10 protein-coding genes are annotated in these 15,959 nt (G+C 62.0%); 5 read left to right on the top strand and 5 right to left on the bottom strand.

Annotation, left to right across the window (positions count from 1 at the left end):
• Nucleotide 1: 1 nt before the first annotated feature.
• Both ACW9IR_RS08605 and ycaC read left to right on the top strand, forming a co-directional pair.
• The gene (locus ACW9IR_RS08605; RefSeq protein ID WP_095120150.1) at nt 2-1,840 is read left to right on the top strand and encodes an amidohydrolase; all 1,839 of its coding nucleotides are present in this window, start codon (nt 2-4) and stop codon (nt 1,838-1,840) included.
• A gap of 70 nt (nt 1,841-1,910) precedes the next feature.
• Nucleotides 1,911-2,534, top strand: coding sequence for an isochorismate family cysteine hydrolase YcaC (gene ycaC, locus ACW9IR_RS08600; RefSeq protein WP_007913541.1), 624 nt, complete (start codon nt 1,911-1,913; stop codon nt 2,532-2,534).
• 428 nt (nt 2,535-2,962) lie between these two features.
• Here ycaC and ACW9IR_RS08595 read toward each other — a convergent pair whose 3' ends face one another.
• Both ACW9IR_RS08595 and ACW9IR_RS08590 read right to left on the bottom strand, forming a co-directional pair.
• The gene (locus tag ACW9IR_RS08595; protein ID WP_457462742.1) at nt 2,963-4,390 is read right to left on the bottom strand and encodes a mechanosensitive ion channel domain-containing protein; all 1,428 of its coding nucleotides are present in this window, start codon (nt 4,388-4,390) and stop codon (nt 2,963-2,965) included.
• 108 nt (nt 4,391-4,498) lie between these two features.
• Complete coding sequence (locus ACW9IR_RS08590) at nt 4,499-5,521, bottom strand: alpha/beta hydrolase (protein WP_457462740.1); 1,023 nt, start codon at nt 5,519-5,521, stop codon at nt 4,499-4,501.
• Between the two features lie 161 nt (nt 5,522-5,682).
• On the opposite strand from ACW9IR_RS08590, the gene ACW9IR_RS08585 reads away from it, so the two are divergent.
• A complete protein-coding gene (locus tag ACW9IR_RS08585; protein ID WP_457462738.1) occupies nt 5,683-6,582 on the top strand; it encodes a LysR family transcriptional regulator in 900 nt (299 codons plus the stop codon).
• A gap of 266 nt (nt 6,583-6,848) precedes the next feature.
• Here the strand turns inward: ACW9IR_RS08585 and ACW9IR_RS08580 are convergent, their stop codons facing one another.
• From ACW9IR_RS08580 to gspG, 3 genes are all read right to left on the bottom strand, one after another.
• Complete coding sequence (locus ACW9IR_RS08580; RefSeq protein WP_457462736.1) at nt 6,849-7,322, bottom strand: hypothetical protein; 474 nt, start codon at nt 7,320-7,322, stop codon at nt 6,849-6,851.
• Between the two features lie 74 nt (nt 7,323-7,396).
• Nucleotides 7,397-8,584, bottom strand: a complete 1,188-nt coding sequence (locus tag ACW9IR_RS08575; RefSeq protein WP_457462734.1) for a type II secretion system F family protein — start codon at nt 8,582-8,584, stop codon at nt 7,397-7,399.
• Between the two features lie 14 nt (nt 8,585-8,598).
• Nucleotides 8,599-9,027 carry a type II secretion system major pseudopilin GspG gene (gspG, locus tag ACW9IR_RS08570; RefSeq protein ID WP_095120156.1) on the bottom strand — a complete coding sequence of 143 codons (429 nt, stop codon included), beginning with the start codon at nt 9,025-9,027 and terminating at the stop codon, nt 8,599-8,601.
• A gap of 205 nt (nt 9,028-9,232) precedes the next feature.
• Here gspG and ACW9IR_RS08565 point away from each other — a divergent pair, with 205 nt between their 5' ends.
• Nucleotides 9,233-9,841, top strand: coding sequence for a lytic transglycosylase domain-containing protein (locus tag ACW9IR_RS08565; protein ID WP_457462732.1), 609 nt, complete (start codon nt 9,233-9,235; stop codon nt 9,839-9,841).
• A gap of 200 nt (nt 9,842-10,041) precedes the next feature.
• Nucleotides 10,042-15,876, top strand: a complete 5,835-nt coding sequence (gene mnxG / locus ACW9IR_RS08560; protein ID WP_457462730.1) for a manganese-oxidizing multicopper oxidase MnxG — start codon at nt 10,042-10,044, stop codon at nt 15,874-15,876.
• The last annotated feature ends 83 nt before the right edge of the window (nt 15,877-15,959 follow it).

Raw genomic sequence — 15,959 nt, 5'->3', positions numbered from 1 at the left:
GATGAGCGCCGATCTGATTCTGTTCAATGGCCAATTTCACACCGTCGACCGCACCAAACCACTGGCCAGTGCCGTGGCCATCACCGACGGCCGCTTCGTCGTCGTTGGCAACGACAACCAGGCCATGGCCCTGCGCGGGCCGAACACGCAAGTGGTCGATATGCACGGTCGCTGCGTTATTCCGGGTCTCAACGACTCGCACTTGCACTTGATCCGTGGCGGTTTGAACTACAACCTCGAACTGCGCTGGGAAGGCGTGCCGTCGCTGGCCGACGCGCTGCGCATGCTCAAGGATCAGGCCGACCGCACGCCGACCCCGCAATGGGTGCGCGTGGTCGGTGGCTGGAACGAATTCCAGTTCGCCGAAAAACGCATGCCGACCCTGGAAGAAATCAACCAGGCCGCGCCGGACACCCCGGTGTTCATCCTGCACCTGTATGACCGTGCGTTGCTCAACCGCGCCGCATTGCGCGTGGCCGGTTACACCCGTGACACGCCGAATCCGCCGGGTGGCGAGATCGTCCGCGACAGCAACGGCAACCCGACCGGCATGCTGGTCGCGCGGCCGAACGCGATGATCCTCTACTCGACGCTGGCCAAGGGGCCGAAGCTGCCGCTGGAATATCAGGTCAACTCGACCCGCCAGTTCATGCGCGAACTCAATCGCCTCGGCCTGACCAGTGCGATCGATGCCGGCGGCGGTTTCCAGAACTACCCGGACGATTATCAGGTGATCGAACAACTGGCCAAAGACGACCAGTTGACCGTGCGCATCGCCTACAACCTGTTCACCCAGAAGCCGAAAGAAGAGCTGAGCGATTTCCAGAACTGGACCGGCAGCGTCAAGTTGCATCAGGGCGACGACTTCCTGCGTCACAACGGCGCCGGCGAAATGCTGGTGTTTTCGGCGGCGGATTTCGAAGATTTCCTCGAACCACGCCCGGACCTGCCGCAGACCATGGAAGAAGAGCTGGAACCGGTGGTGCGCCACTTGGTCGAGCAGCGCTGGCCGTTCCGTTTGCACGCGACCTACAACGAATCGATCAGCCGCATGCTCGACGTGTTCGAGAAGGTTAACCGCGACATTCCGTTCAACGGTCTGCCGTGGTTCTTCGACCATGCCGAAACCATCACCCCGCAGAACATCGAACGTGTGAAGGCGTTGGGCGGCGGCATCGCGATTCAGGATCGCATGGCGTTCCAGGGCGAATACTTTGTCGACCGCTACGGCAAGCAAGCCGCCGAGGCGACTCCGCCGATCAAACGCATGCTCGCCGAAGGCGTACCGGTCGGCGCCGGCACTGATGCCACGCGGGTTTCCAGCTACAACCCGTGGACCTCGCTGTACTGGATGGTCAGCGGTCGCACCGTCGGTGGTCTGGCGCTGTACGAAGAAGGTCTGCCGCGCACCACCGCACTGGAACTGTTCACTCATGGCAGTGCCTGGTTCTCCTCGGAGCAGGGCAAGAAGGGCCAGATCAAGGTCGGGCAACTGGCGGATCTGGCGGCGCTGAGTGCGGACTTCTTCCATGTCGAGGAAGAAGCGATCAAGTGGATCGAGTCGGTGCTGACCGTGGTCGGCGGCAAGATTGTTTATGCCGCCGGTGACTTCGAAGACCTCGGCCCGCGCTCGATTCCAGTGCTGCCGGACTGGTCGCCGGTGGTCAAAGTCCCGGGTCACTGGCGGCCGAATTCGCCATTGCAGGCGCAGGTGCACCAGTGCAGCGGCCCGTGCGCGGTGCATACGCACAGCCACGAAAAGGCGCGGATGTCGAACGCGCCGGTCAGCGACTTCGCCGGTTTCTGGGGCGCGTTTGGCTGTTCCTGCTTCGCCTTCTGATTTCCCCTAAAGCGCCGGCCATCCGGTCGGCGCTGCACGCTTCATCCATCCGTCCATCAGGAGTTTTCCCATGAGCGTTCCTTACACACGTCTGAACAAAGATGACGCGGTTGTACTGCTGGTCGATCACCAGACCGGCCTGATCTCGCTGGTCCAGGATTTCACCCCGAACGAATTCAAGAACAACGTGCTGGCGCTGGGCGATATCGCCAAGTTCTTCAAGCTGCCAACCATCCTGACCACCAGTTTCGACGCCGGCCCGAACGGCCCGATCGTGCCTGAGCTGCGTGAGCAGTTCCCGGATGCACCGTTCATTCAACGCCCGGGGCAGATCAATGCCTGGGACAACGAAGACTTCGTCAAAGCGATCAAGGCCACTGGCCGCAAGCAACTGATCATCGCCGGTGTGGTGACTGACGTTTGCGTGGCGTTCCCGACCTTGTCGGCGATTGCTGAAGGCTATGAAGTGTTTGTGGTGACTGACTCGTCGGGCACTTTCAACACCACCGTGCAGCAGGCGGCGTGGGCGCGGATGTCGGCGGCGGGTGCACACCTGCTGAACTGGTTCTCGGTGGCGTGCGAACTGCAGGGTGACTGGCGCAATGATATGGAAGGTCTGGCGCATTTGCTGTCGGAGCGTCTACCGAACTATCGCAATTTGATCAACAGCTATACCAAGTTCACTGCCAAGTAATCGGCTGATCCTGAAAAGCCCCTCACCCTAGCCCTCTCCCGGAGGGAGAGGGGACTGACCGAGGGGCTCTTTCGAGGTACGCCGACGTGTAATACCGAGCCGAACTTCAGTTTTGAACAGCTTGAAGATCGGCTCCCTTTCCCTTCGAGGTCTTGGGGAGAGGGGCTGACCGAGGGGTTCTTTCGAGGTACGCCGACGTGCAATACCGAGTCGAACTCTGGTTCGGAATTGCATGCGGTCTGCTCCCTTTCCCTTTGATGTCTTGGGGAGAGGGGACTGACCGAGGGGTTTTTTCGGGGTACACCGACCTGGGGAATCGAGTCGAACTCTGGACTTGAAGCACACGGAGATCGGCTCCCTTTCCCCCTCGCCCCCTTGGGGGAGAGGGCTGGGGTGAGGGGGAGGCTTTTGATCTTGATCCTGCCGCTTCAACGCTTCTGCAACCACCCCAAAAACCCACCTTTCCTCACCGCCACCGGTTTGCCCATCAACGCGAGGCGACTGTTCTGCTGACGCACCGCCTGCAATTTATTCAACGCCCGACCCACCTCCGTGCGCTGTTCCATGCACTGACGAGTCAGGCTCTTGTCGAGACGATAAATGATGCTCGACGTCAACGCCGTGAACGTCGCCTGCGACGGTGTATCCGCGAGAATGCTCTGTTCACCCATGACCTCACTCGGCCCCATCCGCCCGGCCTCGACCTTGCTGTCGCCGTCCGCCACAGTCGCACTTACCACCCCGGTGGCAATCACGAACAGGCTGTCCGGCACTTCGTCCAGATCCAGCACCACTTGGCCTGCGGTGTATTGCTGCGCAACCATCGATTCCGCCAGACGATCACGTTCCTCACTGCTCAGCGAGCGGAAGATTTTCACTTCATCGAGCAACGCGCGGGCGCGGGTCGACGGTTCGATCACGCCGTCGGGATGGCGCGAAATGCCTGCTGCTTCGAGATGCCGGTGGGCGAGGTCGAACAGTTGATTGCGTACTTCGCTTTTCTTGCCGAGCTCGGCGATGAACCCGCTGGCGACGTATTCCGACATGGTTTCGCCGGCCTCTTTCAGCACGGCTTTCGGCGCTGGCGTCAGCAACAGAGAGCTGCTGCCCTGCAGGGTGCGATCAAGTGCATCCAGTACCCGGCGCGGGCGGATGTGATTCGGCACCTGAATGCTGATCGACACGCCGTGCATGTTGTTCGGGCGGCTGAGGTTGACGATCTTCGCCTTGGCCGCCACCGAGTTCGGCACCACGGCCATGGTTCCGGCGCTGGTCAGCAGGTGGGTGGCGCGCCAGTCGATGTCGAAGACCTTGCCTTCGACGCCGTCGATCACCACAAAATCATCCACCTGATACGGCTTGGTGGTGTTGAGCACGATCCCGGAAAACACATCGGCCAGGGTGCTTTGCAACGCCAGACCGACAACGATCGCCACCACGCCGGAGGTTGCCAGCAGACCTTTCACCGGCAATTCCAACACATAACCGGCTGCGGCGACGGTGGCGACCAGGAAGACCAGTGCGCCGATCACGTCTTGCAGCAACCGCCCGCTGTGGCCGATGCGGCGCATCAGTGCCAGGCCGATGACTTCGGTCAGCACCCGCGCGGCGTACAGCCACCAGAGAATGCCCAGTGCCGTCGCACCCAATTGCGCCACGCGGTCGTCGGTGAATTGTGGTGCTTGCAACGGACTGACGCCGGCGTTGATCACCAGCGCCGTGAACGCCAGAAACAGCACCAGCCGCACAGCGACTCTCGGAGCGCGATGGGTGAAGGGCGAGAAGTGCCAGAGCACGGCGTCGAGCAGCAGCAGGGCGGCGCTCCAGGACAGCAGGTGGGTGTAGAAAAGGGTCATGACCGAAGCTCCGCAATGTCTGCCAATAAAAAGATCGCAGCCTGCGGCGGCTCCTACAGAAGAACGTATTCCAATGTAGGAGCTGCCGAAGGCTGCGATCTTTTGCCGTTATGGATTCAGATGGGTTTTCAGCTCAGCCGCTGCCTGACGCACTGCCGCTTTCACTTCCGGAATCTGACTCAGCGGATTGAGCAAACCGAAGTCATGAATCATCCCGTTGTAACGCACCGAGGTCACCGCCACGCCGGCCGCATCAAGGTGCCGCGCATAGCCTTCACCTTCGTCACGCAGCACGTCGAACTCGGCGGTCTGCACCAATGCGGCAGGCAAGCCCTTGAGCTGTTCGGTGCTGGCGTTGAGCGGCGAGGCGTGGATCTGCGCACGTTCGGCCGGGTTGGTGGTGTAGTTGTCCCAGAACCACTGCATCATGCCTTTGGTGAGGAAGTGGCCCTCGGCAAATTGCTGGTACGAACCGTCGTCGAACTGCGCGTTGGTCACCGGCCACATCAGCAGCTGGAAGCGCAGCGCCGGTGCTTTCTGTTCCTTGGCCATCAACGCCACGACCGCCGCCATGTTGCCGCCGACGCTGTTGCCCGCTACTGCCAGACGCTTGCCGTCGACACCGATGTCCTTGCCGTGCTCGGCCACCCATTTGGTCGCGGCGTAGGCCTGGTTGATTGCGGTCGGGTACTGCGCCTCTGGCGACGGCGTGTAATCGACGTACACCGCGACGGCACCGGAACCCACCACCAGATCACGAATCAGGCGCTGGTGCGTCGGGTAATCGCCGAGCACCCAGCCGCCACCGTGGAAGAACATGAACACCGGCAACTCGCCTTTGACCTTGGCCGGACGCACCACTTTCAGGTTGATCGTCTGGCCATCGACCTTGATCGCCTTGTCGCTGACTTCAACACCGGACAAGTCCACCTTCACCGAAGCCTGTGCGCCGGTCAGTACCGCACGGGCGTCTTTCGGGCTCAGTTGCTCAAGGGGTTTGCCACCGCCGGCGGCGAGGGCGTTGAGAAAGGCTTGGGTGTTGTGTTCGACACCGCTGCTTTCAGCGGCGAAAGCGTTGCCGATGGACAGGGCGAGGAGGGAAGCGGTGAGGGTTTTCTTGACGATGTTCATGGTGGAAATCCTTTTGAATGTTTTTGAATTTTTATGCCTGGGTTGCGGGCTGCTGTGGCGCTGGGCTTCAGGCCTCAGCAACACCGTGAGCACAGATTAATGAGCTGCTTGAAAGTGAAAAAGCGGCTATAAAGCGTTTAACTGTCCACCAGAGAGTGACAATGAACCCGTTCGAAGACATGCGTATTTTTTGCCAGGTCATGGACTCCGGCAGCTTCACCTCCGCGGCCGATCAACTGGGCCTGTCCAAGCAGTTCGTCAGCCGGCGCTTGATGCAGCTGGAAGAGCGCCTCGGCGTGCGCTTGTTGAATCGCTCCACCCGGCGTCTGGACGTGACGCCGCTGGGGCAGAGTTATTACGAGTCGGCATTGCGCCTGCTCGGTGAAGTCGAACAGGTCGAGCAGGGCATCGCCGGGCAGACTGCCGAGCCGCGCGGGACGATCCGCTTGAGTGCGCCGCTGTCGTTTGCCGTGGCGCATCTGGGCTGTCTGCTGCCGATGTTTTTGCAGCGCTATCGCGAGGTCACGGTTGAGGTCGATTTGAGCGATCGCCCGGTGGATTTGCTCGGTGAGGGCTACGATCTGGCGCTGCGCATTGGCGTGCTCGAAGATTCGACATTGATCGCCCGGCGCATCGCGTCGATTGAACGGGTGTATTGCGCCAGCCCGGCCTACCTCGCCGAGCGCGGCACGCCGCAGCAACCCGAAGATCTGCTCAGCCATGACTGCCTGCCGTACGGTCATGGGCGCTCGGTGCAGTGGCGGTTCAATGCGGGGCAGGGCAAGCCGCTGTTGGTCAACGTCACCGGGCGCATGCGCGTGAATAACGGCGAGTTGCTCAGGGATGCGGCGGTGCAGGGGATGGGGATTACTTATCTGCCGACGTTCATTGTCGGCGCGGCGTTGAAAGACGGCCGGTTGGTGCCGGTGCTGGATGATTTGCGCCCGGAACCGCTGACACTTTCAGCCGTTTACCCGCAACACCGCCAAGCCTCCAGACCGGTGCAGGCGTTGGTCGAGTTTTTGCGTGAACGCCTGAACGAGAGCCACGTCGCCCTCTGAGCCTTACGCAGATCAAAACTGTAGGAGTGAGCCTGCTCGCGATAGCGTTCTGTCTGTCACAGCTTCAGTGTCTGAATGACTGCTATCGCGAGCAGGCTCACTCCTACAATTGATGGTGGTTGTTTGCGGAATCTGTGTACGCCGCAAAACCCTGTGGGAGCTGGCTTGCCAGCGATGGCGGTGTGTCAGGCAATACAATTTTGTCTGACCCGGCCTCATCGCTGGCAAGCCAGCTCCCACAGGGGGTGTGGTGTTTTCAGGATGGATCAGTTGGCGCGCTTGTCATCGCCCGGCTCGCCGCCGACATGTACGCCACGATCATCCCCCGGTTCGCCAGCTGCATGCAGGCCCCGGTCGTCACCGACTTCACCCGCGCGATGGACGCCATGGTCGTCGCCGACTTCGCCTGCCCGGTGCACGCCGCGGTCATCGCCAGGTTCGGCGTGGGTGCCGCTGCGTCCTGAGGAAGCGGAGTTGCCGGCGTGTCCGGAGCCCTGGCCGCCGCCGCCGTCACCGTGGCCACTTCCGCCATTGCCACTGCCGCCGTGTCCACCACCATTGCCGCCACCGCCACCGCCACCGCCTCCGCCATGTCCACCGCCGCCACTCCCTCCACCACCACTGCCACCTTCCTTGGCCTGAACACTGGAAATGCCGGAAAGGCTATCCGGAATCAGCACGATGGACGCCGACAGAACTGCGCCGATGGCCATTGCGAGCACGAGCTTTTGAATGTGCATATCGTTCTCCGTCTTTGTGGTTTTGTTGGGAACGTAAAAGTGCGTTGTTGCAGGAATCGGACCCGCTCTCGAGGTCAGTGAATACTCGAAGCCAGTTCGAAAATCGGGATGTACATCAGGATCACGATGACCCCGATCAGCAGGCCGATAAACGTCATCAGCAGCGGTTCGAACAACTTCACGAACCACTCCAGCCAGCGGCTGATTTCCTCGTCGTAGAAGTCGGCGCTGCGTTCCATCATCTGCCCGAGGTTGCCGGACTGTTCGCCGGCGCGCAGCAGGCGCAGGGACACCGGGGTCACCAGGTGATTGAGTTCCAGCGCGGTGGACAATGATTGCCCCTCGCGCACCCGCTCGCAGGCCTGGTCCAGCCGCACCCGTGAAGCTACGGTGAGCAAACCGCGCACCATGCTCATGGCGGTCACCAGCGGAATCCCGCCTTGCAACAGAATCCCCAGCGACCGATAAAACCGTGCCAGCTCATACATGAAAATCCGTTGATGCACGGCCGGCAGTTTTTCCACCAGCCGATCCAGCCCACGGCGAAACGCTGGTTGCTTTTGCAACACGGCGAGGGCGATGACAATCGCCACCAACCCAGCGAAGAATTCAGCCTGATGCGCATGCAAAAACATGCCACTGCTCATCAACACCTGCGACAGCCACGGCAGGTTATTCCCCAGCCCTTCAAACACCAGGCTGAAGCGCGGCACCACATATCCCATCAAGAACAGCACCACGCCACCGCCGACCACCAGCAACAGCATCGGGTAGATCGAGGCGCTGATGATCTTCTGCCGCACCTCGTCCATGCGCTGGCGATAACTGACGTAACGGCCCAGCGCATCGCCGACCGCGCCGGTCTTTTCGCTGGACTGCACCAACGCCACGTACAACGGCGGGAACACCGCCGACAACTGGCCTAACGCTTGCGAGAAGGATTTGCCCTCGTACAGCAGGCGTACCAGCTCACTCAAGGTTTTCCGGGCGGCGGGGGCGGTTTCTTTTTCGGCGAGGCTTTCCAGCGCATCGATCAACGGCAGGCCGGCATTGAGCAGCGTGGTCAGTTCCTGGCTGAACAACACCAGATTGAACGTCTCACGCTGGCGCAGTCGTAGCGAGCGCCAATGCTTGTCGGCGTGCGAACTGAGCACACGTAAACCTTGATCCTCGGCAATGCGCCGCGCCTCGCTGTCGCCCGGCGCCTCCACACTCAAGGACACCACGCCAGCCTTGCCGACCGCTTTCAAATGAAATCGCATGGGCCGCGCTCCGCTTACTGCCAGTTGGTCACTTCGGCGTTTTCACCTTCGCCGCCGGGCTGGCCGTCCTTGCCCATCGACAGCAAATCGTACTCGCTGTTTTCGCCGGGATAGCGGTAGGCGTAATTACGTCCCCACGGATCCTGCGGCAGTTTTTTCTGCAAGTACGGGCCGGTCCATTTCGCCTCGTCACTCGGCGCGATCACCAAGGCTTGCAAGCCCTGTTCGGTGGACGGGTAGTGGCCGACTTCCAGTCGATAGATATCCAGCGCTTTGCTCAGCCCTTCGATTTGCGCCTTGGCCACTTTCACTTCGGAGCGACCGAGTTGGGCGAAGTATTTCGGCGCGACGATCCCGGCCAACAGACCGAGCACCACCAGCACCACGAGCAATTCGAGCAGGGTAAAACCGCGTTGGCCACGCGGACGAAATTGCAGCTTCATGATGACCTCCCGTGAGTGGCAGCCGTGTCGCCAGAAGGGCTTATGCAATTGCCATGCTCAGCCCCACTGAAAATCACTGGATTGGCTGAAACCCTTGTAATCAGGGCATCTCCAGAGTCGGCACAGTGCTTGCGTATGGCTCAAACGTGATCGGCCATTGGGGCATTTCCCCCAATTTATCGGGGTCGATCCGGGGAGGCCCGACATGAAATTTCTCACCGGCGGATTGCTTGGTTGTGTGCTGCTCAGCAGCGCCGCGCAGGCCGATGTGTTCATTTCGGTGGACGCCAAGGGCAGCTATGTACTGTCCAACGTTCACCGGCCCGGACGCACCTACGAACGGGTGATCCACGAGGCTGAATTGCCTGTGGCCAGCCTCGATCAGCAGCCGCAAATGATCGCCAACCAGCCCTACGCGGAACTGGTTTCGGCGGCGGCCAGGGTCAATCAATTACCCGAGGCGCTGCTGCATGCAGTGATCAACGCCGAGTCTCGCTACAACCCCGGTGCCACTTCACCCAAAGGTGCGGGCGGGCTGATGCAGTTGATGCCCGACACCGCACGCGAGCTGGGCGTGACCGACGTCTACGACCCCAAGGCCAACATCCAGGGTGGGGCCAAATACCTCAAGCGCCTGATGACCCTGTTCGACAACGACATTGCCCTCGCCGTGGCGGCCTACAACGCCGGGCCGGACGCGGTGCTCAGCCGTGGCCGGGTGATTCCGCCGTTCGCCGAAACCCAACGTTATGTACCGAACGTGTTGCGTCAGTACCGGCGTTTGCAGGGCTTGGCGATGGATGCGCCGTTGTGACCCCAACCCGGTTTTCCCCACTTTCGGGGTAAACCGTGGAGGCCCGGAAAGTGGGGAAAACGGGTGGGGAATATCCCCCGGATTCTCAAGTGGTCGCAGTAACTGATTGAACGCTAATACAATTTTTTGTGGCACGCGGATTGCTCCGAGGCATTTGTCGAGAAGTGTTCCCAAGAGCACCCACTACGAGGTTACTGATCATGGCTGGCTTTCCTCACGCTCCGTCCCTGATTAACTGGCTGCTGATTCTGGCCTCGATGCTCAGCGTCGAGCTGGCCGGCGCGGCCGTACGTTGCGAGCGCAACCTGGTGGCCAACGTCGTCGCCTTCGATCAACCGCTGATGTTCAATCGCCTCGGCGCGCAGAACATCAACGGCATGATGTTCGCCCTGCGCCGCGATGTGGTCGATGAACATGAGCAGTCGCTGGCTTACGGCGGCGCCGCGGTGCCGGGCAAAGTCTCGCTGCGACCCGACAAGCGTCCACGGCCGTTGGTGCTGCGTGTGGCTGCCGGCGATTGCCTGACGATCAATCTGCAGAACCTGCTCGACTATCAGGCCAACCCGAACAAGCACTTTGAAAACGAGGGCGAAGAGGAGGGCATCGAAAACGCCAACGGCGCCGAAGACTTCAAAGTCGATGAGCAGGTGGCGGATCGTCACGTCGGTTTCCAGGTCAACGGCCTGCAAGCGGTGAACAGCATCGATGACATTTCTTCGTTCACCGGGCGTAACGCCAACACCCTGGTGCCACCGGGCGCCAGTCGCTCCTACACCCTGTACGCCGAGCGCGAAGGCGCATTCGCCGTCAGTAGCCGTGGCGCGACGTTTGGCGGCGAGGGCGCGGCCGGCAACGTTGCCAACGGGCTGTTCGGCCAGGTTGTCGTACTGCCCAAGGGCGGTCGCACCTATCGCAACACCCTTACCGAAGAAGAAATGCGCCTGGCCACGACTGGCCGCGCACCCACCGGCCAACCGATCGTTGATTACCAGGCGCGCTACCCACAGCGCGAACCGTGGTTGCGTGAAGGCAAGGCCGGCACGCCGATCATCGGCATGGTCGATGGCAATGAAATCATTTCCAGCGAGAGCGATGCGATTGTCATGGGCAGCAACGCCGACGGCAGCTTCCCATCCAGCACCTATCCGCTGGAATCGGTCGGCAAACGCAACCCGGCAATCCCCAACCGCCTCGAAGCGTTCCGCGATTTTGCCTCGCAATTCCAGGATGAAACCGCCGCCACTCAAGCATTCCCGGCGTACTGGGCTGATCCGGTGATGGCCCATGTGCTGGAGCCGACCCGCGACTCGTTCATGATCAACTATGGCTCCGGCGGCATGGGCGCCGAAGTGGTGGCCAACCGTTTGGGCGTGGGGCCGATGCACGATTGCCTGTCGTGCGCCTATGAAGAATTCTTCCTCAGCTCGCACACCGTCGGCGATGTGGCGATGCTGGTGGATGTGCCGGCCAACACCGGGCTTGAGAACATCGCCCCCGGCCAGATACCGCGCGCCGATCAGATCGGCGTGAAAGCCACCATGGCCCTGTATCCGTCGGAGCCGTCGAACGTCAACCACAGCTACATCGGTGACTTCGTCAAATTCCGCAATACCCACAATGGCCACGAGCAACACATCTTCCACCTGCACGGCCATCAGTGGCTGTTCAACCCCAACGACGACAATTCCGATTACGTCGACGCCCAGGGCATCGGCCCGGGCGCCGGTTATACCTATGAAATCGCCAACGGTGGTTCGGGCAACCGCAACCGCGTGGCCGGCGATGCGATCTATCACTGCCATTTTTACCCGCACTTCGCCCAGGGCATGTGGGCCATGTGGCGGGTGCACGATGTCTTCGAAGAAGGCACTCGACTTGATGTTTCGCAGCAGGGCGCCGACGGCTATCACAGCGAACCGTTTGCCTTGCGCAGCGGTAAACCGGCGGCCGGCGCGCGGGCCTTGCCTGACGGCGAGATCGTTGCCGGCACACCGATTCCGGCGATTGTGCCGCTGCCGGGCAAAGCCATGGCGCCAATGCCGGGCAAAGTCGTGGTGGTGCCGAAAATCGGCGAAACCCTGGTCGCCGGCAATGATGACGACGATGACGAAGAAGAGGGCGATGACGACGGCGAGCACCATGGCGGCAACGCCGGCGGTCAAGCCATCGGTTCACTGGCGCTGGTCGATCGCAGCGAAGCCAACCGCAATGCCGACGGCAGCCTGAAAAACCCTGGCTATCCGTTCTGGATCGGCGGCATGGAAAGTTCGGTCGGCCAACGTCCGCCAACCCCGCCGCTGGACATGCTCGACGCCGCCACCGCGCAATCGCTCAAGGCCAGCGGCAAAGCGCTATGGGCCAACCTTGATCCGGCGCAGTCCGGCGGTTGGGATGGCGGCTTGCAGCGTCATGCACTCGACGGCGTCGCGGCCGGTGGCGAAGCGCACACCGTGACCACCTCGCTGGATTTCTCCAAGGAAGTCACCCGCGCCAAACCGATTTACCTGCCGGAAGAGGGCACCGAAGTCGAACAAGCGGCGATGGCTTTCCACGCGAAAAAAGATCACCCAAGCTATGCCTTGCTGCCCGGCAATCAAGTGGTGGCCAAGGCCTTCCGCACTAACGGTGCCTTGCCGATGGCCGGCGCGCCGTACTACGAACCGTGCATGGATGACCGGCAAAAACGCCTGACCGCCAGCGCCGGTAGCGGTGAATTCGCCAGCGGTGAACGCATCGACGGCATGTCCTTTGTCGGCGCCTCGAGCTTCACCGCCGACCGCCCACGGATCTACAAAGCCGCCAACATCCAGTTCGACGCGGTGTACAACAAGGTCGGTTATCACTTTCCGCAGGCACGCATTCTCGCGCTGTGGGAAGACGCCTGGCCGGTGATCACCAAGCAGCGTCCACCAGAACCGCTGGTGATGCGCATGAACACTTTCGATTGCGTGCAGTACCAGCAAACCAACCTGGTGCCGGCCACCTATGAGATGGACGACTATCAGGTGCGCACGCCGACCGATGTGATCGGTCAGCACATTCACCTGCCGAAGTGGGATCTGACCTCGGCGGACGGCTCGTCCAACGGCTGGAACTACGAGGACGGCGTGCTCTCGCCGGGCGCCGTGCAGGAACGCATTCACGCCATTCGCGAGTTCAACCAATGCGCCGGCACCGACCCGCGCGACGGCACCCAGGCTTGCCCGAAAGCCAAGAACCACCCGTTCTTCGGCCAGTACGGCCGCGCCGATTGGCTCGGTGCGCGCACGGCGATGCAGCGCTGGTTCGTCGATCCGGTGGTCAACGCCAAAGGCGTTGATCGCGGCCTCGGCACCATCTTCACTCACGACCACTTGGGCCCATCGACGCACCAACAGATCGGTTTGTACGCGACTGTGCTCGCCGAGCCGGCCGGTTCCACCTGGTTCCACGCCGAAACCGGCGAGCCTCTCTATAGCGGCGCGCGTCAGGACGGTGGGCCGACGTCGTGGCAAGCGGTGATCAACACCGGTGACCTCGATGGCGACGGCAAGAACGACAGCTTCCGCGAGTTCTTCCTCGAATACAGCGACTTCCAGCACGCCTATGAAGCCGGCGTCTACGTCGGTGCCGGCCCCAACGGTGTGCCGAACGCGCAGGCGTTCCCGGCCACCGCCGACAGCTTCCGCTACGCGATCAACCCGCCGGTGCGCAACAACGCCAGCAACTTGCTTGAAGGTGTACTGGAAGTGCAGGGCGGTCAGGTACCGGGCTGCCCGAGCCGGCCATGTCCGCAGGCGATTTCGGTGGATGATCCGGGCATGTTCGTCGTCAACTATCGCAACGAACCGTTGGCTCTGCGCGTGTACGACCCGAACAAGGTCGGCCCGGACGGCAAGCGCGGCATGCAGGCCGACGGCCTCGGTGGTGATCTGTCGTTCGCCATGCAAAGCCGTACCGACCGGGCGATCCCGGCGATGAACCTGGCGCCGAATCTGCTCACCTCTGCGACCGGACCCACCGGCGGCACCACGCTGTTCCCGCCGCACATCAACAAGGGCGGCGCCGAACCCGGTGACCCGTTCACGCCGATGCTGCGCACCTATACCGGCGACAACGTGCGGCTGCGGGTGCATGCCGGCGGCCATGAAGAAGAGCACAACGTCACCCTGCACGGCGTGAAATGGCTGCAGAGCGGTTCCGGTTTCGGCAACAGCTCCAACTCCGGCTGGCGCGCGTCGCAAATGATCGGCATCTCCGAGCAGATGGGCTTCATTGCCCCGGTGTCGATGCTGTCCAGTTCGGCGGCGACCACGGGCGACTATCTGTACTCGATGGACGCCTCGATCGAAGGCTACTGGAGCGGTATCTGGGGCGTGATGCGCAACTACACCGCCAAACGCGCCGACCTGTTCGCCATCCCGAACAACCCGAGCCCGGCGGGCATGCGCAATACCGTGGCGTTCGAGGGCAGTTGCCCACGCTATGGTGCCAATCCTAACGGCATTGGCACCCGGCCGACGGTGCAGCGCAACTATGAAGTGGTCGCGGCGCTGGCCAACGACATCCTCGGCAATACGCTGGGCCTGACCATCGGCGATCCCGAAGGGCTCGGCCAGCATGTCGGCGGGCCGCTGAATCCGGCGGGCGGCACCCTGGTGCTGAACTCGCGCACGGTGAGCATTCCACAAGTCACCGTGACCGATCCGGAGGATGGCGAAACCATCACCATCGGCGGGCAGAGCGGGCCGCTGCATGATCCGACCGCGATCCTCTATGTGCGTAAATCCGATCTCGATCCGGTGAGCGGCAAGCTCAAACCCGGTATTCCGGTTGAGCCGCTGGTGCTGCGTGCGGCGGCAGGAGACTGCATCAACATCACTCTGGAAAACCGTCTGCCGAGCGTGATGCCTGACTTGACCCAGACTGCCGTGATGCAAGGCATGGTCAAGCGTGATCGCAACAGCGGTCTGGGCTCGACCACGTTCAGCAATAACCTGATGCGGCCGTCCAGCCACGTCGGTCTGCACGCGCAGTTGCTGGCGTACGACATCACCAAATCCGACGGCGCCAACGTTGGCGCCAACCCGATCCAGACCGTGCCACCGCGTGTCGGCAACAGCGGCGCGTACCCGACCCGTACCTATCAGTACTACGCCGGGCACCTGGAGCGTGAAGGCAAACCGGTGACTCAACTGGGCCGCAGCGTCGACAACATCAACGCCACGGCGGTGGAGTTCGGCGGCTTGAACATCACCCCGGCGGACGTGATCAAGCAGCCGCAAAAAGGTCTTGGCGGGGCGATGAGCATCCTGCCGATCGGCGCGACCTGGGTTGACGATGCGCGCAAGGTCAACGCCACGGTCACCGCGCCTGGGCAGACCAGCTACCGCGATTTCGCGATGGTCTGGCACAAGGCGTTGAACACCCGTTGGGCCAATGGCCGGCCGGTGGAAGGGATTGCCGCTGAGGGCTTCGGTGTGCCGACCGACCCGCAGGACAACTCGAGCATGGCGATCAACTACAAGACCGAACCGCTGTGGTATCGCTTCGGCCTCGCCCCGGATGCACCGTTCGGGCATGCCGATGGCGCGGGTTACGGCGACATGGTCAACGCGCACATGGCTTACAGCAATGCGCTGGTCGGCGGTGATCCGCAGACGCCGGTGCTCTACGCCAAACCGGGGCAGCCGTTGCGGACGCACATTCTGATGCCGAGCGGTGGCAGTCGTGGCACCACGTTCCAGCTCGATGGGCATGTCTGGTCGGTCAATCCGTTCCAGGCCGAGAAGAGCGACACCGGGGGGTATCCGATGGGCACGCCGGGCGTGGGCTCGGTGCGCTTCGGCTACAACCCGATGTCGATGTACATCGGTGCCCACGAAAGCATCCTGCCGGCTGCGCACTTCAGCTTCATGATTCCGAGCGCTGGTGGCAGCAATGCGATCCCGGGGGATTACCTGTTCCGCGACTACGGCGCCTACGGCAACACCTCCGGGTTATGGGGCTTGCTGCGCGTGACCAACGAACCGGAACCGGCACCGCCAAGCCAGTAGGCACAAACGCAAGACCTGTAAATGCAAAACCCTGTGGGAGCTGGCTTGCCAGCGATGACGGCGGCACAGGCGCCATTGATGTG

The organism is Pseudomonas sp. SDT291_1_S447 (assembly GCF_054070155.1).
The sequence above is the reverse complement of the archived record's forward strand: the minus strand, read 5'-3'. Positions and strand labels throughout refer to the sequence as shown.